Annotated in this window: 10 protein-coding genes; 9 read left to right on the top strand and 1 reads right to left on the bottom strand. The window is 49.4% G+C overall.

Annotated features, from left to right (window positions below; genetic code table 11):
- Nucleotides 1-227 precede the first annotated feature (227 nt).
- From A7975_RS24585 to A7975_RS24575, 3 genes are all read left to right on the top strand, one after another.
- The gene (locus A7975_RS24585; RefSeq protein ID WP_065386915.1) at nucleotides 228-1,271 is read left to right on the top strand and encodes a peptidylprolyl isomerase; all 1,044 of its coding nucleotides are present in this window, start codon (nucleotides 228-230) and stop codon (nucleotides 1,269-1,271) included.
- 30 nt (nucleotides 1,272-1,301) lie between these two features.
- The gene (locus tag A7975_RS24580; protein WP_176707808.1) at nucleotides 1,302-5,090 is read left to right on the top strand and encodes an S-layer homology domain-containing protein; all 3,789 of its coding nucleotides are present in this window, start codon (nucleotides 1,302-1,304) and stop codon (nucleotides 5,088-5,090) included.
- Nucleotides 5,091-5,324: 234 nt separating this feature from the next.
- Nucleotides 5,325-5,540: a hypothetical protein gene (locus A7975_RS24575; protein ID WP_053373850.1), complete on the top strand. Its 216-nt coding sequence runs from the start codon at nucleotides 5,325-5,327 to the stop codon at nucleotides 5,538-5,540.
- A gap of 60 nt (nucleotides 5,541-5,600) precedes the next feature.
- Here the strand turns inward: A7975_RS24575 and A7975_RS24570 are convergent, their stop codons facing one another.
- Nucleotides 5,601-6,569 (bottom strand): sugar phosphate isomerase/epimerase family protein, encoded by a 969-nt coding sequence (locus tag A7975_RS24570; RefSeq protein WP_053373851.1) that lies wholly within the window; start codon nucleotides 6,567-6,569, stop codon nucleotides 5,601-5,603.
- 310 nt (nucleotides 6,570-6,879) lie between these two features.
- Between A7975_RS24570 and A7975_RS24565 the strand changes: the two genes are divergently transcribed.
- The 6 genes from A7975_RS24565 (at nucleotide 6,880) to pcrB (ending at nucleotide 18,366) form a co-directional block, all read left to right on the top strand.
- Nucleotides 6,880-7,995, top strand: coding sequence for a S1C family serine protease (locus A7975_RS24565; RefSeq protein WP_065386913.1), 1,116 nt, complete (start codon nucleotides 6,880-6,882; stop codon nucleotides 7,993-7,995).
- Between the two features lie 51 nt (nucleotides 7,996-8,046).
- Entirely contained in the window at nucleotides 8,047-9,972 is a 1,926-nt protein-coding gene (locus A7975_RS24560; RefSeq protein WP_065386912.1) for a stalk domain-containing protein, read from the top strand.
- Nucleotides 9,973-10,136: 164 nt separating this feature from the next.
- Nucleotides 10,137-13,253 carry an efflux RND transporter permease subunit gene (locus A7975_RS24555; protein WP_065386911.1) on the top strand — a complete coding sequence of 1,039 codons (3,117 nt, stop codon included), beginning with the start codon at nucleotides 10,137-10,139 and terminating at the stop codon, nucleotides 13,251-13,253.
- A gap of 16 nt (nucleotides 13,254-13,269) precedes the next feature.
- On the top strand, nucleotides 13,270-14,469 hold the full coding sequence (locus A7975_RS24550; RefSeq protein WP_065386910.1) for an efflux RND transporter periplasmic adaptor subunit: 1,200 nt from the start codon (nucleotides 13,270-13,272) through the stop codon (nucleotides 14,467-14,469).
- Between the two features lie 142 nt (nucleotides 14,470-14,611).
- Nucleotides 14,612-17,146 carry a U32 family peptidase gene (locus A7975_RS24545; RefSeq protein ID WP_141680414.1) on the top strand — a complete coding sequence of 845 codons (2,535 nt, stop codon included), beginning with the start codon at nucleotides 14,612-14,614 and terminating at the stop codon, nucleotides 17,144-17,146.
- 524 nt (nucleotides 17,147-17,670) lie between these two features.
- Complete coding sequence (gene pcrB / locus A7975_RS24540; protein ID WP_065386908.1) at nucleotides 17,671-18,366, top strand: heptaprenylglyceryl phosphate synthase; 696 nt, start codon at nucleotides 17,671-17,673, stop codon at nucleotides 18,364-18,366.
- The last annotated feature ends 211 nt before the right edge of the window (nucleotides 18,367-18,577 follow it).

The following is an 18,577-nucleotide window of genomic DNA, read 5'->3' as shown; positions in this document are numbered from 1 at the left end:
ACAAGAACCTCTGAATTCATTTGAATTCGGAGGTTTTTTGCGCTCGAGGGGCGCGGCTCAAACCCGTAAAGGCGTTTCATTGCAGATAATCAGCCACATTTGTTGCAAAAGGTAAAATTTATACGACATCAGTCAAATTTATTCATTATAGCGAAGTTTCCTTTCTGTCTATAATGGTACAAAGCTTCATTGTAAGTGCTTACATTTGAGGAGGGAGGAAGGACGCTGTGAAAGAGAAAAGGCTTCTAATCGCTTTAGCCAGCATCCTTATTTTATTTATTGCCGGAGCTTTTGGGCTTGGCAGCATGCCGTCGACAGGCTCCAATGCAAAAACAGCTTTCACTATCGACAAGTACAACGTATCAGATCGTGAATTTGAGGCATTTTTGCAAAATAACAAGGCCTTAACGACCAGCTATTTCAAACGGACCTATAATGCCGATTACGGCAAGAGCTTTTGGACCTCAACCTTTAACGGTGAAAACCCGCTGGCGTATGCGAAGCAAAAAGCGTTGGATGAGCTGACTAAAGTTAAGGTCGAACAAATCATCATGATGGAGAACGGTATCGTCAGCGACATTTCGTATGAGGCGTTCTTGCAGAGCTATGAACAGGAAAATAAGGATCGAGCAAAAAAGATCGCAAATAACCAGCCTATCTACGGTCCCCAAAAATATGGAATAGCGGAGTACTACTCCTATTATCAAAGCATGAACGTTCAGAAATTAATCGATAAATGGACGAAGGAAGCAAAGAGCACGATGTCGGGTGATGAGCTGAAAGCTTACTATGACAAGGTGAAGCAGCGCTATTTTCACAAAGGCTATGCGTTTGACTATGAGAAAATTTCGATCCATACCGAAGCCGGGAAGCAGGAGCAATTGACTAAAATCCGCCAAGCTTCTATTGAAAAAAATATTCCAGTATACGAAGCGGCAGCTTCTCTTGGCGTGGCAGTAACGACCGAGCAGCTGACGCTGAACTTAGAGGAGACCTCGAAAGAGGATACGCTGTCGCAAAATCTATACACCCGGTTTCTCGCTTTTTCGACAGGTGAATACAGCAAAATCGAGCAATCGGACAGTGAGGCGTATATGTACAGGCTTGTTGCGAAGCGGGATAAAGGGCTTGAAAAATATGAGGACGTGAAGAGTTCAGTCATTCAGCTTTATGCGCAAGAGATGCTGGAGACGGAAGTCGTCAAACGATTGAAAGAAACGAAGGTTCAATTAAATAAGGAGGTGTTCCACAAAATTACGATCAAGACATGATTTCAACAAACGATGTGGAGGTTGATTTTTTTGAAACATCTTATGAGGCAAAAACTAGTTTCAATGGTTCTATTAGTCGCACTCTTAACGTCAATGGCGATTCCCGCTGCTTCGGCACAGGCTATAAGTGAATCATTGGAGGGGGCGCAGCCGCCCGCTGCTGCGGAACAGACGGTATCAAGCTCTACCTATTATGTAAGCAATGCAGGCAATGATGAGAATGATGGTAAATCAGAGGATAAAGCTTGGGCATCGTTAGAGAAGGTCAACAGCGTAAACTGGAAGCCTGGAGACCGAATTTTATTCAAGGCTGGAGACGTATGGAATGGCTCCTTGAAGCTAAGAGGCATTTCGGGCACAGAGGAAGCGCCTATCGTTTTTGATAAATACGGCAGCGACGATCCGTCTATAAGGCCGATCATTAACGGCAATGGTACAACGACGACTGAAAAATCAGCAATTATCCTAAACTATGCAGGCGTAAAAGATAAAACGTTATCCGCAACGATCGATGTTGTTGATGGCAGCTATCTGCAATTTAGCAATTTCGAATTGACGAACAAAAACCCTGACGTCGTTTCTCAGCGTGCGGGCATTAACATTAGAACGGCATCAACAAACGTAACGGAATGGGAAGCTAATCCACACCGCGGAATCGTAGTCAAAAACAACTACATCCATGATGTAGACGGCAATCCTTCGGGCTGGAAGGTAGGCAGCGGCGGCATTTTGATCCTTGGCAATATCGAGGACGTGCTCGTTGAAGGAAATACAGTTGAACGAGTCGATATCGAAGGGATTCGGAATGCGGGACTTTACCGGGAAGGCGATACAAAAGCCAACTTCCCTAGAGTGCTCAAAAATGTCGTGTTTAATAACAATTATGTTGCCGACGTGCAAGGTGACGGCTTCGTCATGAGCAATGTGGGCAGCAACGGCAGAATGGAATACAATACGGTCGTTCGGCATTCCGCAAAAAATGTAGGCAACGTTAACTATGCCGGCTTGTGGGTTATCGGCGTGAAGGATATGGTGATTCAATACAACGAGGTTTACGGCGGTATTTATGGCTACAACGACGGACAGGCCTTTGACGTGGACATGTTCTGCGAAGGCACTCTGTATCAATACAACTATAGCCATAGCAACCGCGGCGGATTCATTTTGTTTATGAGCGGCTCCACAAACTCGCTCGTCCGTTATAACGTCAGCGTCAATGATGGAGACGGACGATATATTTTCCATTACCTGCCGACTACGCTTGGCGATGCGCCGCTGATTCATAACAACACTTTCTTTACGGATGCGCATGTGCAAACGAGGCTGATCAGCGATCCGGGCAAATATGTAAGGCTGTACAATAACATTTTCTATTCCAAGGCGGGTACGACGATTGGTCAAGATCGTTTTGCCGGCGGCGAAGTGAAAAACAATATTTTTTATCCGGGAAGCGAGTACCAAAACCTGAAGCTTACCGGTTTGTCATTGGAACAAAACCTGTTCACGAGTCCGCTATTCGCAAGAGCCGGCGAGGAGCCAAAGGACATCGTTAATGCTAGAATAAGCGCCTTTGATACAGACAAATTAAACGGCTACAAACTGCTCCCAGGCTCGCCGGCTATCGATGCCGGGCTCGATATGACAGCTTTGACGCCGTCCGTGTGGGCACCCGCGACAAAAGACTTCTTTAATAATCCGATTTCGCCGGCTGCTGCAACTGATATCGGAGCGCATGAGTATTCGGGTGACGCGCCGAGCGAACAGGCACCGGAAATTATGCCGCAAACGATCGTCATCGACAAGCCGGTGCTGGAGCTTCATGCCAAGCATAGAGGCGAGAAGCTGTCCGCAATAGTCGGGCCTGAGAATGCTTGGTTCAAAGGAATCAAGTGGTCGAGCAGCAACCCGGCCGTAGCTTCGATTAACGCGCAAGGATTTGTGTCGCCGCTGCTTGAGGGTGAGGCGACCATTACAGCTGAAAGCACCATTAATCCGGGTGTTAAAGGAGAGGCTCGTGTCATCGTTCACGCACCTTCCAAGGTCGTATCCTATGAGATCGCTTCGGACGGTACGGAGCTATCAGATGAGAAGTCTACGCTGCAGCTAAGAATTGACGGCGTGACCGAGGAGCAAAATAAGATCCAATATGCCGACTATCATCAGGTGGAGTATGCGACGAATAATGAGAATGTGGCTGTGGATTCCTTGACGGGCAAGCTTGAAGTGACTGGCGACTTAAGCGGTGTAACCGAGGTCGAGGTTTCCGCAAAGGTACGGGAGTACAAGGATTTGATTTATTCGGAGAGCTTCGAGAACGGCTGGAATGACTTCACGCCGGAAACGGGCACGAGCATTACAACGGGAAGCATTTCGGATGAAGTCGCCTATCATGGCGATCAAAGCGCTCTATATGTAGTTGGAAACGGCAGCAACGCCATTCAAAAGGTGTTTGGCGGCAAGCAGCAGGGCGTCGTATCGATGATGCTTTATGATGACGGCTCCGAAAGCTCGAAGACGCGCGTGATCGCGCATGTCGGCAACGCAAGAAGCAGCTTGCTGGCGGGAATGGGTTTGCTCTATGATGGGGGCACTTACGGATCATTGACCCATTACTCGGTAAGGGCAAGCGCTTCTTCAACCGCTTGGGAGGCAACACCGGTCAAGCGGAGCACAGGCTGGCATGAGCTGAAGTGGGACTACACATCAGGAACCGATTTGAAGATGTATATCGATGGCCAATTGGTGAAAACAACGACGGCGATAACAAGCTTCGACCGGATCGTACTCGGTTACCTATGGGATAGCGCGAATGGACGCACCTTTGCCTTTGACAACATTAAATATGCTACGACAGGCGAATTAGTTTCACTGCCGACCAAGTCGCTAACCCTTCACGTCAAACAGCCCGTACCTGAGCAGCCAACATGGGAAAAAGGTACGGTTGCCGCTTCGAATGTGACCCAAACAACGGCAAACTTGGAATGGAGCGGAGCTGTTGATGCGCCTAGCATTACCGAATATGCGATTTATAAAGATGGCGTGAAGCAGGTCAGCGTAGCAGGCAGTGTGAATAGCTACCAAGTTGGCGGTCTGACTGCGGATACGTCTTATACGTTCAAAATAGAAGCAACCAACGCAGGCGGAAAATGGAGCGAGACTGGTCCGAGCGTTGTCGTGAAGACGCTAGCGAATTCAACCTCGCCGGGAGACGGCAGCCCTGGAGGAGTGATTACAAATCCTGAACCTGAGAAACCGGAGGTAGAAGAGCCTTCGAAGCCATCGGAGCCTGTCGTGCTAACCGATATTGAAGGGCATTGGGCTTCCAAAGCGATCCAAGAAGCGGTTCGGCTCAAATTCATTAACGGTTATACGGACAATACGTTCCGTCCAAATGCGAAGGTAACGCGCGGGGAGTTTGCTGCGATGCTGGCAAGGGCGATGCATTTGGAGGCGTCAGCAGATCTTGATTTTGCAGATCTGGACAGCATTCCGGCTTGGGCTAGACCATATATTGCGAGCATGGTGAAATCCGGCATTGTCGGCGGCTTCCAAGACAATACTTACCGTCCGGCTCAGGCCATTACGCGCATAGAGGTTGCAGCGATGATCGTCCGGGCTTTGAAGCTTCCGCTTGAAGACGATGCGGAGTTAACCTTTAAGGATGCGAATGAAATTTCGGCATGGGCAAAACCTTATGTTGCTGCCGCATTCAAAGCGAAGCTTATTCAAGGCAGAGAAGGCGGCATCTTCGCCCCTGCGGATAACGCAACCCGGGCAGAAGCGGTTACGATGATTTTAGCATTGCTGAATAGCAAATAGGCGGTTAGGGATGGGGGAGTGTTAGAGGGGCTAACGCTCCCCCATCCCTTTTTTTGCAGTTATAGATCTTGGAAGAGATGGACAATTTATAGTTGAGGGGTAGAATAGTGAAAGAGCGATTTTTAGGAAATCGTGACAAAGTTGTTACGAATCCGGATTCATACTTGCGCCTGGAGCCACAAAAAGCTAACATATAGTAATATAGGTTACGTGCGAAAAAAAGGAGGTCCCTTCATGTTTTTGGCAGAAGAAGCAGCTAAAGCTGCAAGTAAAATTGGTACTTTCGATTGGTTTATGCTTGCTTTTACCATTTTGATCGCAATCGGTTTGGTTCGGCTATTGAATACGCGTCCGAAGAAAAACATCTTCGCGATCGGATTTACGTCAGTTGCGCTCGCATTGTTTGTATTGATCGACTTTATTATGATCACTAAAGTATGGTTAGCGTAGCATGTCGCATAGAAAAAGGTCTGCCGGACAAGTCCGGCAGACCTTTTTCTTGTTTATCTATTATACCCACCACATCTCGCCAAGCGGCTCGCGGATCAGGATTTGTTGAAGATTTTGAACAGCCTTCGTGAAGCCTTCATCTACAGACATTAAGCCGTCCTCGTGCTCGATGCTGACAACGTAGTCGTAGCCGACAAGACGAAGCGCGCTAAGGATGTCTGCCCAAACTTTAAGATCATGGCCATAACCAACCGTACGGAACTGCCAAGCGCGGTCCAGCATAAGGCTGTAGGATTGCATATCCGTTACGCCATGGTGGTTAACGTTGATTGGATCGATTGTCGTATCCTTCGCGTGGAAGTGATGGATAGCGCCTGCACGGCCAAGAATGTGTACCGCTTGTACAGGATCGATGCCTTGCCACCACATGTGGCTTGGATCTAGGTTAGCTCCGATTGCATTGCCTGCCGCTTCGCGAAGGCGAAGCAACGTAGCCGGACTGTGAACGGAGAAGCCGCCGTGAAGCTCAAGGCCGATTTTCACGCCGCCAGCCGTTGCAAGCTTAGCGATCTCAGACCAATATGGAATAACTTTTGCTTCCCATTGCCATTTTAAAATATCTTGGAAATCATTTGGCCATGGAGCAACCGGCCAGTTCGGATATTTGGCATCCTCGTGGTCGCCCGGGCAGCCGGAGAACGTATTAACGACCGACACGCCAAGGCGGTTAGCCAGTTCAATTGTTTTGCGAATAACCGAATCGTGATCAGACGAAATGGCTTTCTGCGGGTGAAGCGGATTGCCGTGGCAGCTAAGTGCGCTGATCATCAATCCACGTGATTCTACTGCATGCTTAAACGCTTTCAGCTTACCTTCGTCCGCGAGCAATCCATCGAGGTCGCAGTGCGCGTCTCCCGGGTATCCGCCCGTTCCGATTTCAATAGCATCAAGCCCTTTGGAAGCGATATAGTCCAGTGCTTCCTCGAACGGTTTTTGTGCAAAAAGCACGCTGAATACTCCTAATTTCATTTGTTCATTTACCTCCCGAATCCATCAAATGGATTGATTTAGTAGTCCAACATAGTATACCACTTCTATTATAAGAACACATAATGGAAACCACTTTTGACAAAATCGCATAATAAATAAACAAAACCAGCATGGTGCAGGGGCGGGCCGGCTTTTTTTCTATGCCATAAGGTCTATTAATCTATCTATTTTTCATTGTTGGCAATGGTGAAATATGCTATATTACGAAATAGTTGCTAAATAGAAATAACAGGAAAAACGTTAGGGTTATGCCAGCGCCTGTATAGAGATGGATAGGGAGAGTGGCTTCATGAAAAGCAGTTTATTACGTGTTTGCAGTTTCATCGTTTTAGGAGCGATTGTAGCTGCAGGTACAGCATGGGCTGCGGGTACAAGCAATTCGGATACGCATGCTCTGAACGCTATTAAAATTAATGGCGAGGTTTATGTCAAAGCAGGCTCGTTGACGAACGCACTAGGCGGAACCGGCACCTTTGACTCGAAGACGAACACCTATGTGTATAAACCGGTTGATATTCCATCTGTAGTCAAAAAGGTATCGCCTTCCGTCGTCGCCATTATCGGCAAGCCGAAGGATATTGGCTCGGCTGATCCGAGATATGCGCTCGCGCATGGAACCGGCGTTATTATCAAGGCGGACGGCTGGATTGTGACAAATGCGCATGTCGTCGGGGATATGACCAATTTGGTCGTCGTTACGGCTGACGGAAAGCAGTATGATGCAGAACGAACGCATTACGATGAAGCGAGCGACCTGGCGCTTGTAAAAATTAAAGCCACAAAGCTTCCCATCGCGAAGTTTGCTCCATCCCCGCTTAAGGTGCAGGTAGGGGAAACGGTTGTTGCAATCGGTACTCCGGTATCTTTCTCTCTTCGCAATACGGCGACAAGCGGCATTCTGAGCGGTATGAACCGCAGTGTCTCATCGGCTTACAATCTCCTGCAAACGGACGCGGCTATTAACCCTGGCAACAGCGGCGGGCCGCTCGTCAATATGAAGGGAGAGGTCATCGGCATCAACTCCTTGAAATTTGTGGAGGTAGGCGTCGATAATCTCGGATTTTCCATTCCGGCGGATACGGTGCAATACGTTACGAATCACTTTTTCAAATACGGTCATGTCAAACGCGCTTCGCTTGGTCTCGGCCTAGAGGAAAGCTGGTCAGCGCTCATCGGCATTCCGACCTCTGATCCGTTAACGGTCAAATCCGTGACTTCAGCAGCAGCCAAAAAAATCGGCATACAAAATGGCGATTTGCTCTACAAAGTTGCAGGCAAACAAGTCTCTACAATCGTTGAGCTTAATGAGCTGTTAAAAAGCTATCTGCCGGGTCAACAGGTGGACGTGATGCTGCAGATCGACGGCGATCTTGTAACTCACAAGCTTACATTAGTCGAAGGTTAATTTTTAAACGCTAAGCTCTCGCAATTATTTGAAAATAAGGAGTTATTCGAAATGAAAATGAACGTGTACAAAAGAATGCTAGCCATGCTGCTCCCAGCATTGCTAATCCTTGCGATGCTGCCAATAGCTGTATTCGCTGCAGATGCGGGCAATAAGGTTGAAGTCCGTTTGAAGACGGGAAGCCCAACTGTCAAAATTAATGGCAAAGCGACTACCGTTGAGCCTCCATTCGTAAGCAATGGCACGACGATGGTTCCGCTCAAGGTCATTACTAACGCTTTTGGAGCAGGACTTAAATTGGAAAATGGCAATGTCATTACCCTTACATACAATGACCGCAAAATCGTATTAACCTTCGGAAGCAAAACGGTAAAAGTGAATGGGGCCGCAAAAGCGGTAGCCGTTGCTCCTGTCGTTGTAAAAGGCTCGACGATGGTTCCGCTTCGCGTCATCGTAGAAGCTTTTGGCGCGAAGATCACAGCGGACAGCGCTACGAAGGAAACGGTTATCGTTGGCGTACATGCACAATCATCAGGAGACGGCGGTACGTCGATCGATTCGGATTTTGGCAAAACAAAAGTGGGCGACAGCTACTATGGCTGGTCTTTGAAATATCCAGCAGGTCTCGTACAGGTTTATCAAAGTGATAACGGCGATGCTGTAAAGTGGGCTGATACAGCAGATGCTTCCAAGGTAGCTGCGCAGGTGAACGTATTTACTGAAAGCGTTGGCGAAGATGAACTGACAAGCGAAGAAAAAAGAGATCTAATTTTCTCTTATTATGAAGAAGATGAGATCACCGTAGATAAACGTACTATCACCGTAGATGGGCTAACGTTCGAGAAGGTTATAAGCTACACGAAACAATCTAAAATGTATTATGAGTTCCGCGGTATTCAGAAAGGCGATACGTTCTATATTGTAATCGTAGGCGCAAAAGGAGCGGACAAATCTGTACTGAACAGCTATGATGCGTTCTTAAACAGCTTTGTGCCTTCCTTTAACGGAGCAGATACGGCACTAAAAGACATTACGAAAGTGAAAAATGGCCTAATCACCTTTAAAGAGTCGGATTATGGCTTGACCGTTAAGCTGCCGGCTGACTGGAGCAGCGATCCGGAGAGCACGACTCCTTGGTATGAAAATGATACAGATGCATTCCAATTCTCGTTCTCAGCAGCAGCACCAGGCGATACGCTTGAGAATTGGGCGTCACGCAGGGAAGCGCGCATTCGCGAGGACAATGTTAGCTCAAGCCTTCGCAATATAACGACAGCACCTATAACACTGCAAGATGGCAACGCATTATCGCTAAGCTATGAGATTTCATACGGAGACAATATTTGGTTCAGCTACATCGAGGTTGCCTACATTTCGGGAGACTACCGTTATTTGTTCGACTATATATATCCTTCTTCCAATAGCGCGAAGAGCAAACAATTGTTTAAGCAGATCATTGATTCAGTTGACATTGATATCGCTTATATCGAGAAAAGCTTTGGAACGGTTGAAGAGGATATCAATTTGGTTGACCGCAGCGCAAAAACAACAAAACGCAGCTCTACTTACGGTTACTCCATTGAAGTTCCTACTTACTGGAATGGATTGCAAACGAACTTTAACAAGGATACGGTCCTTTATACTTATAGTGCGGGGAATCTCCAAATCTCTCAATCCGACAAACAAGCCGATGCGCTTGTAGTCTCGTTATCGCAGCTTCCGGGGTCGTCCGATGGTATTGCACAGGAAGTCAAGCTTAGAGGGGCTTCCGAAGTAACGATTAACGGAAAGAAAGCTCAAAGAGTAGAAATCCATGTGTCGAAGCCAGAGAATGATATCCCTTATTCTCATGTTCTGTATATCTTTGATACAGCCAAAGGCTCAATTGTGTTTAGCTTTATTACGTACGATATCAAAGCAACGGAGAGCAATCTTAAGATTATTAACGACGCGGCACAATCGATTCGGTTCAACTAATTGAAACGATAGGTAAAAGACCGGTTCCCTTGCGGGAAACGGTCTTTTATGAGAAATGGGAGCAAATCGGCGGGAAATTCCGTTTCTGATTTAACTTCAATGAAGGAAATGCCGATATTTTAATCAGCGTTTTGTACAGATAGCAAAGGCAGGAGGGGTTTTGGTTGAATGGTTTGATCCGCTTTTCGATGAATAAAGTGGCAGCAATGATGATCTTGATCGCGATGCTTATAGGAGGAGGGCTTTACTCGGCATCGTCGCTCAAGGTAGAAAATATTCCTGACATCTCGTTTCCGGTTATTATGATTGCGACGGCTTATCCGGCACCGCCCACGGATGTGATGGAAGAGGTCACGAAGCCGATTGAGGATAAGATTGCTAATCTTCAAGATCTGGATAAGCTGAGCTCAACGTCCAGCGATAATGTGTCGAGCATCATCGTGCAGTTCAAGCAAGGCGCCGACGTGGAGAAGAAGAAGAAGGAGCTGGAGAGCTTAGTGCAGGAGGTGGCTCTTCCAGACAGTGCGGCAGCGCCTAAAGTGATGACCTTTGGTTTTTCCTCCAGCCCGGCTTATTATTTGACGCTTTATGCGGACAAAGGGATGTCGCAGGGCGAGCTGAACAAGCTGTACGAGGACGAAATCAAGCCGAGTCTCGAAGGTGTGGACGGCATTGACCATACGGACTCGATCGGCGTAAGCGAGACAACGCTCGACATTTTGCTAAAGGCGGATGCGTTGTCGGTGTTTGGCCTCTCGGGCGTAGAGGTAACGAGCGCGATTCAAGCGGCGCTTACTAACGGCGCTGTTGGTTCCGTCGAGCTGGACGGGAAAGCGCAAATGGCCCGCGTGAAGGGTGATTTAAACAGCATTTACGGGCTGCAAAATCTAGAGCTGGTAACGGGCAAAGGGCAGACGGTATTGCTCAAGGATCTGGCGGAAATTAAGGCTGTTAATGATGAGAAGTTTATAGCCAGATTTAATAGCAAGCCTGCGCTGGGCATTCGTTTGTACAAAACAAGCGCGTCAAATGCCGTTGAATTCTCGGATGCCGTAAATGGGGTTATAGCCCATTGGGAGCAGAAGCAGCCCCAAATTACGTTTAACAAAATTTATGACAGCGCCGATGAAGTAAGAAAATCGATTGGCGGCATTTTAAAAGAAGGTTTTATCGGAATTATTCTCGCTTCGCTCATGATCCTGTTGTTCCTTCGCAACATAAGAATGACGTTAATCGTGCTTGTTTCGATTCCGTTGTCGGTTTTGATTACGCTCGTGATGATGTCGACTTTGGACATCACGCTTAACATCATGACGCTTGGCGGCATGTTTATCGCGATTGGGCGTATCGTCGATGATAGTATTGTCGTCATTGAGAATATTTATAGCAATTTGGAAAAAGCGCAGGAGCGCAGCCAATCGGTCGTCATTATGGCAGCGAAGCAGGTATCGATGGCGATTACGTCCTCGACGCTCGTGACGGCAGGCGTATTTTTGCCGCTTGCATTCGTTACCGGCATCGTTGGTGAAATGTTCCGTCCTTTCGCTTTGACCGTATCCTGTGCGCTGCTCGCATCCTTGCTGGTCGCCTTGACGGTTATTCCGATGATGACGAAGCTGCTCGTGCTTCGCAGCCGGAAGCAAATCAAAATGAAGGATCATTCGCATGAAGGAAAGGTTCCTCGCTTCTATCAGCGCGTGCTTGAATGGTGCTTGTCCAACAGAATCAAGACGTTATTGCTTTCCCTCGTCTTGCTGATTGCGACGATGGTCATTACGATTCCGAATTTAGCGGTTAACTTCCTGCCATCCGGCGGTCCGGAGAAGCTGGTATTCATTACGGTGAAGCTTCCTTACGAAACCTCGCTTGCCAGCAATGACCTGCAGATGCAGCAGATCGAGAACATGCTGCTCGAAGCAAAGGATAGTGCAGGAGACAAGCTGTTCACCTTTGTTGAGTCGTTGGTTGGCTACAATGATGATGATGATCAGATCCCGTACATCACCAACATAACGGCGGAGCTGAACGAAAATGCCGATGTTGAGCGGGTTTTGAAGCAATATAAAGCGATTATCGAAGCCCAGCTGCCGCAAGGCTCTGAGGTGGTGACTCAAACGACCGGTGGAGACACGGGCGGAGTCGGTACGTCTAATTTCTCTTACGTACTAAAAGGCGAAGACCAGCAGCTGCTGGAGCAAGGCGCACTTGTCGTGAAGGAGAAGCTGAAGCAATTTCCTGAGCTGATCAATATCGAGGATACGCTAAGCGACGCCAAAACCGAAGTAAGCATTACCGTCTCGCAGTCCAAGGCAAGGGAGCTAGGCTTGTCCCCGGCTCAAGTGCGGGATGCGGTAAGGATGTGGATCGCAGAGCAGCCGCTTGGCGATATCCGGCTCGACAACCAGCTTTACACCACTGTGGTGAAGCTGTCGGACGAGGACAAAAATTCGATGGAGCGGCTTGGTAAAATGCCGATTCAATCGCAAACGGCCGGAATCGTCTATTTGCAAGAGGTGGCGAAGCTTGAGGAGGTACAGGCCCCAGTGTCGCTTAGCAGGGAGTCGCAGGCGCAAATTGTGAAAATAACCGCATTGATCAACTCGCCGAATCAGACGGTAGTCAGCGCGAAGGTGACGGCTGCGCTCGCAGATATCGAGCTTCCGACGGGCGTTTCGACCGAGATACAAGGCGTCTCGGAGGATATTGCGGAGAGCTTCTCGCAATTGTTCCTTGCGATGGCTATCGCTATTGCCATCGTCTATTTCATCTTGGTGCTTTGCTTTGGTAATGCGAGCACGCCGTTTGCGATTCTTTTCTCGCTTCCGCTTGCTATTATAGGAGGACTGCTCGGCTTGCTGGTATCTAATGAATCGATCAACGTCACTTCCTTGATCGGATTTATGATGCTGATCGGCATCGTCGTCACCAACGCGATCGTCCTGCTGGATCGCGCACAGCAGCTGCGGGAGGAAGGCTTGCCTGTCCGTGAAGCGTTGGTCGAAGCGGGCTTAGTTCGTTTGCGCCCGATCATTATGACCGCTGTAGCGACGATAGCAGCTATGGTGCCGCTCGCGCTTGGCGCTGGCGAAGGCGTGCTAATTTCTAAAGGGCTCGCCGTTGTTGTTATTGGCGGGCTGATCACTTCGACGCTGCTTACGCTCGTTGTTGTACCCGTCGTATATGAAATACTCGAGGTCATAAAAAATAAAATGTTCAATCGGCCAAACAAAACTAAAGCAAGTCCATCGGATAACCAAACGCCTAAAGGATTAGAGGTATAGAGAGGAGCTGATTCATATGTTTCAACGATTTGCAAAAAGGAAGCAAAGAGCTGGATCGGTGGCGGCTGTTTTAATTGCAGCCATTGTACTGCTTGCCGGCTGCTCGGAAGCGGCGCCAGTTACCGAAGAGAGCGAGAGCACGCCTGTCATTCCTATAAAAACAGAAGCCGCCGCCAAAGTCAGCATGGGAGAGCCGCGCGAGCAGGTAGCGGAGGTCAGCGCAGCTGTCAAATTGGATATTCCAGCGCTTGCAGGCGGCAAGGTTGTTCAAATACTGAAGAAGAACGGTGACGCGGTCAAAGCTGGCGACGTTATTGTGCAGCTGGAATCACGCAGTGCCGAGCTGCAGAAGAAGCAAGCGGCAGCAGGTCTCGCAAGTGCCCAGAAAGCACTGCAGAAGGCAAGGGACGATCAGGCGGCAAGCCGTGCTGCGCTTGTAAATTCCGTTGCCTCGCTAGAGGATGCGTTCATTCAAGCAAGCTCGCAGGATGATCAGCAGTTGATTGACGCCGCGCGGAGAAATTTGGAATCCGCTAAGCAGCAGCTAGCATCCCATGACAGCGCGAATTCTCTTGTAGTCTATGAAGGGCAGGTGGATTCCTCTGCCGTTCAGCTGGAGCAAGCGGATTTGGCGCTCGAGGGTTATCGCGTCATTGCTCCGGCAGCTGGAACGCTAACGGATCTTGCCATTACGGAGGGAATGGCGATTAATGTCGGCGCCACGATAGCCGTTGTACAAAACGTGAAGCAGCTGACGATCAAGACCGAGCTGAGCGAGCCTGCTGCGGCGCTCGCTCGCGGCAAAAAAGAGCTTCTATATTATAATGCCGATAATCCGTCCGACAAGAGGAAGGCAACGCTTGTTTATCTCTCCGATGTGCCGAATGCGGCAAGCAGGATGTATGCGCTGGAATTGTTAGCGAATAATTCCGATGGCGCCATAAAGCCGGGCGAGCGTGTACAAGTCCAGTTGACGACGACCGAGGAAGAGCTGGTTGTAGCCGTTCCATCGCTAAGCGTAGTGAGAGAAGGCAGCGATACCTTTATTTATATCTCGAACGCCGGCGTTGCTGAGAAGAGGGCAGTTAAGCTAGGCCGGGTGAACGGCATTTACCAGGAAGTTTTGGAAGGATTGAAGGAAGGCGAGAGCGTTGTTGTGTCTGGCCAGCATACGCTGAAGGACGGCCAAAACATACAATCTAGCGCCGCTGAGTAGATATAAGACTATGGAGACTGGCTTTCGCGATGCGAAAGCCAGTCTTTTTGCGCGATGCCAGTATTGTGTAGTGGTATAGATGCCTATGGTTTGTTAAGATAGTAGCAGCAGGTTTTAAGAATGTGAGGGATAGATCGTTATTATGACAGACACAATAGTGAGATCGGATATAGAACTGCTGGCTCCGGCCGGTGATTGGGAATGCATGCGTGCGGCAGTAGCCAATGGCGCTGACGCTATATTTTTTGGTGTAGAGAAGTTTAATGCGCGCGCTCGCGCGAACAACTTCCGAAGTGAGGAACTGCCGGAAATTATGGCTTTTCTGCATACGTACGGCGTTAAGGGCTTCCTGACGTTTAACATTCTCGTATTCGAAGACGAGCTGAGAGACGCGCAGAAGCTTATTGAGATGTGTATCGATGCGGGTGTGGATGCGGTAATCGTGCAGGATTTGGGCCTTGTGAAGCTGATTCGCGAGCTGTCTCCGGACTTCCCGATTCATGGCTCGACACAGATGACGATTACGTCGCCTGAAGCGGTGGAGTTTACGAAGCCGTTCGGGCTTGAGCGGGTCGTGCTTGGCCGTGAAAATAACTTGAAGCAAATCCGTACGATCGGCGAGCAAGCGAAGCTGCCTATGGAAGTATTCGTGCATGGCGCGCTTTGCGTATCGTATTCGGGCCAGTGCCTTACCTCCGAGATGTGGGGCGGACGCTCGGCGAATCGCGGCGAATGCGCGCAGGCATGCCGGCTGCCGTATGATCTGATGGTCGATGGCGAGGTTCAGCCGATGGGCGACATCGCGTATTTGCTGTCGCCGAAGGATTTGGCGGCGATCGATATCGTGCCGGAGCTCATCCAAGCGGGCGTTACGTCGTTTAAAATTGAAGGACGCCTCAAAAGCCCGGAATATGTCGCGAATGTCGTGAGCAAGTATCGGCGTGCGATCGATAAATATTTTGACGGCGATTTGTCGAAGCCGTCAACGGAGGATGTGCGTGAGCTGCAGCAAAGCTTCTCGCGCGGCTTCACGCATGGTTTCCTGTCGGGAACGAACAACAAGCAGCTCGTAGAGGGCACGTTCCCGAAAAGCCGGGGCGTCTACCTCGGCCGTGTGGAGCGCATTATGCGCGATGCGGTTACGCTGCGCATCGACGCGCCGCTTAAGCGCGGAGACGGCATTGTGTTTGACGCAGGCGACCCGACGAAGAAGGAAGAGGGCGGCCGCGTCTACGATATCCGCCGACAAGGCGTGAAGATCGAAGGCGAAGCGCAGGAAGGCACGATGATTGAGCTTGTAGCGGGCCGCAATGATGTTGACTTGCGCAAGGTGCATGTCGGCGACCGCGTCTGGAAAACAAGCGATCCTGCGCTGGATAAGCGACTGAGAGCAACCTTTGAAACGGAGAAGCCGTACCGCGTATTCCCGCTTCATGTCAGAGTAACCGGAGCGCTCGGGCAGCCGATGCGCACTTGGTGGACCGATGTTCAGAAGGGAACGACGGTAGAGGTTGTCACGGAGCTAGAGCTGGAGCAAGCACAGAAGCGTCCGATGGATGCGGCGCTGCTTGAGGATCAGCTGGGCCGCCTCGGCGGTACCGTTTATCAGCTGGAGAAGCTTGAAGTTGAGCTGCAGGGCGACCTAATCGTACCGATCCGCGAGCTGAACCGGCTGCGCCGCGAGGCGGTAGAGCTGCTTGCGGGCGAGCGTCCGAAGCCGCCTGTCTATATCAAGAATGCGGTTGCCTCGCGTGAGGATGTTTATCAGGCTGATGCGGCGAAGAAGGATATTTTGGCGCCGCAAAGCGGCAAGGATGCGAAGCTGATTGCATTATGCCGCAGCCTTGAGCAGGTACAGGCAGCGGTAACGACCGATATCTCTTACGTATACGCCGATTTTGAATTTATTAAGCAATTCCCGGCTGCCGTAGCCGCTGCGCGTGCAGCGGGCAAGCCGATTGCGCTGGCAACGCCGCGCATTCATATGCCGGGCGAGAACGGCTACCATGCGAATATTTTGAAGCTGCAGCCTGATGCGGTGCTCGTGCGGAACACAGGGGCGCTTTACTATTACCTGCGTGCCCGTGCAGCGAATCCGGATAAGCCTTTCCCTAAGCTGATCGGCGATTTCTCGCTGAACGTGGCAAACCACAAGGCCGTCAATTTGTTTACGGATGTAGGCCTAGATCTCATTACGCCATCGTACGATCTGAACATTCAGCAAATGATCGATTTGCTTGAAAACTCGGATACTAGCATGCTGGAGATGGTTATCCATCAGCATCTGCCGATGTTCCATACGGAGCACTGCGTGTACTGCACGTTTATGAGCGAAGGGACAGACTTTACGAACTGCGGTCGTCCTTGCGAGGAGAAGCGTGCTTCCTTGCAGGATCGCATCGGCATGGCGCATCCCGTTCGCGTGGACGAAGGCTGCCGCAACACGGTATACAACGCGATTGAGCAATCAGGCGCAGAGTATATCCGCAACTTTGTCGGTTACGGCGTATCCCACTTCCGCGTCGAGTTTTTGGAAGAGACGCCGGAGAAGGTGCTTGAAGTGCTGTCGCTTTACCGCGATGCGCTCGATGGCCGCATTAGCGGCACGCAAGTATGGCGCAGTCTGAAAGCAATCAACCAGCTCGGCGTAACGCGCGGGCAGCTAGTGAAGAAATAAACGCTTTTTATTATAAAAGACAAAACAAAACGAGCCTTTAGATTTGCTTCTAAGGCTCGTTTTTTTATGCTCATAGGCAGTTTTATAAGGCGAATAACCTCTGAGGGAAAATAACAGGAAAATGTCCATTTAATTGTCCCGCGTGGCTGTAAATAGATCAATTAACAGGAAAATCTCCCGATAATATCAACATTTTCAGCACTTATGGGCGAGAAATAGAATTTTAACAGGAGAAAATCCATCTAATTCCCTTTTTCGTCTAAAATGCGGTGAATTAACGGGATAGTTTCATGTTAATTCGCCTTATACAATGCATTTAATGCTCGATTGCGTGCTTACGAGTCCAATTAAAGCCCCCTATCGCTTGCTTGTTCACAATTAACCGCATTTCGGCGCCTCCTGCCAATGGGGGCGCTGTTTTCATTCAGCGGATCATTTGACACGCTATTCGCGCTGACATAGCATAGAAGGAAGGGCAATGATTCGACATTCGATTTTTGTGAAAAAGCGAGGTTTGGTTATTCATGAATGAGGTTTGGTTTTCTGGCTGGAGGCATGTGTTTAAGCTTGATCCCGATCGAGAAATATCCGATGAGGTGCTGGATCAAATATGCACCTCAGGTACGGATGCGATTATCGTCGGAGGCTCCAGCGGCGTTACTTTTGAAAATACGGTTGATCTCATGGCGCGGGTTCGCAGATATGCCGTGGATTGTGCGCTTGAGGTGTCCAGCCTAGAGGGAGCCGTTCCCGGCTTCGACGGATATTTTGTGCCGCTTGTGCTGAATACGAGCCGGGCTGAATGGATCACGGGACGGCAAACCGAAGGGCTGATGGAGTATGGCTCCTTTGTGCCTTGGGAGGAAACGGCGGCGCAGGGCTATATTATTTTGAATGCGGATGCGACGGCGGCTAAAGTAACCGAAGCAAAAACCGAGCTGACGGAATCGGAGCTCATCGCGCATGTGCGGATGGCGGACAGGCTGATGCGGCTTCCGGTTATCTACTTGGAATATAGCGGAAGGTTCGGAGATATGCAGCTTGTGAAGCGGGCTAGAGCATCCATTGCCCATGCCCAGTTGTTTTATGGCGGCGGAATCGATAATGCGGACAAAGCTCGCCTAGCGGCGGAATCCGCCCATACGGTAGTCGTCGGCAACATTATATACAGCGATTTAGAGGCGGCTTTGTCTACAGTGGCTGCGGTTAAAAATATCTGATTTCCTGCTTAGTAAAAAAGCATTTGTTCATACCTTCTGTTGATCATGAGAAATGATGACAACAGGATAGGTAGGGCGAATGCTTTTTTGTGTGTGCATTACTCCGAATTTTATAGGTTAGGGACTAAAGACCCGATTCTGCACAGAATTTGCACAGAGTGGTTTGATACACTTTCTGATGATGTCGATTGCTGGCGGAAAAGGATAATGT

Source organism: Bacillus sp. FJAT-26390 (assembly GCF_001682865.1).
Taxonomy (GTDB): Bacteria; Bacillota; Bacilli; order Paenibacillales; family Paenibacillaceae; genus Pristimantibacillus.
The sequence above is the reverse complement of the archived record's forward strand: the minus strand, read 5'-3'. Positions and strand labels throughout refer to the sequence as shown.

Bases quoted from the DNA above. Each gene is read 5' to 3' on its own strand.
- A7975_RS24575 (WP_053373850.1), top strand. From the start codon at position 5,325: ATGTTTTTGGCAGAAGAAGCAGCTAAAGCTGCAAGTAAAATTGGTACT.
- A7975_RS24570 (WP_053373851.1), bottom strand. From the start codon at position 6,569: ATGAAATTAGGAGTATTCAGCGTGCTTTTTGCACAAAAACCGTTCGAG.
- A7975_RS24565 (WP_065386913.1), top strand. From the start codon at position 6,880: ATGAAAAGCAGTTTATTACGTGTTTGCAGTTTCATCGTTTTAGGAGCG.
- A7975_RS24560 (WP_065386912.1), top strand. From the start codon at position 8,047: ATGAAAATGAACGTGTACAAAAGAATGCTAGCCATGCTGCTCCCAGCA.
- A7975_RS24550 (WP_065386910.1), top strand. From the start codon at position 13,270: ATGTTTCAACGATTTGCAAAAAGGAAGCAAAGAGCTGGATCGGTGGCG.
- A7975_RS24545 (WP_141680414.1), top strand. From the start codon at position 14,612: ATGACAGACACAATAGTGAGATCGGATATAGAACTGCTGGCTCCGGCC.
- pcrB (WP_065386908.1), top strand. From the start codon at position 17,671: ATGAATGAGGTTTGGTTTTCTGGCTGGAGGCATGTGTTTAAGCTTGAT.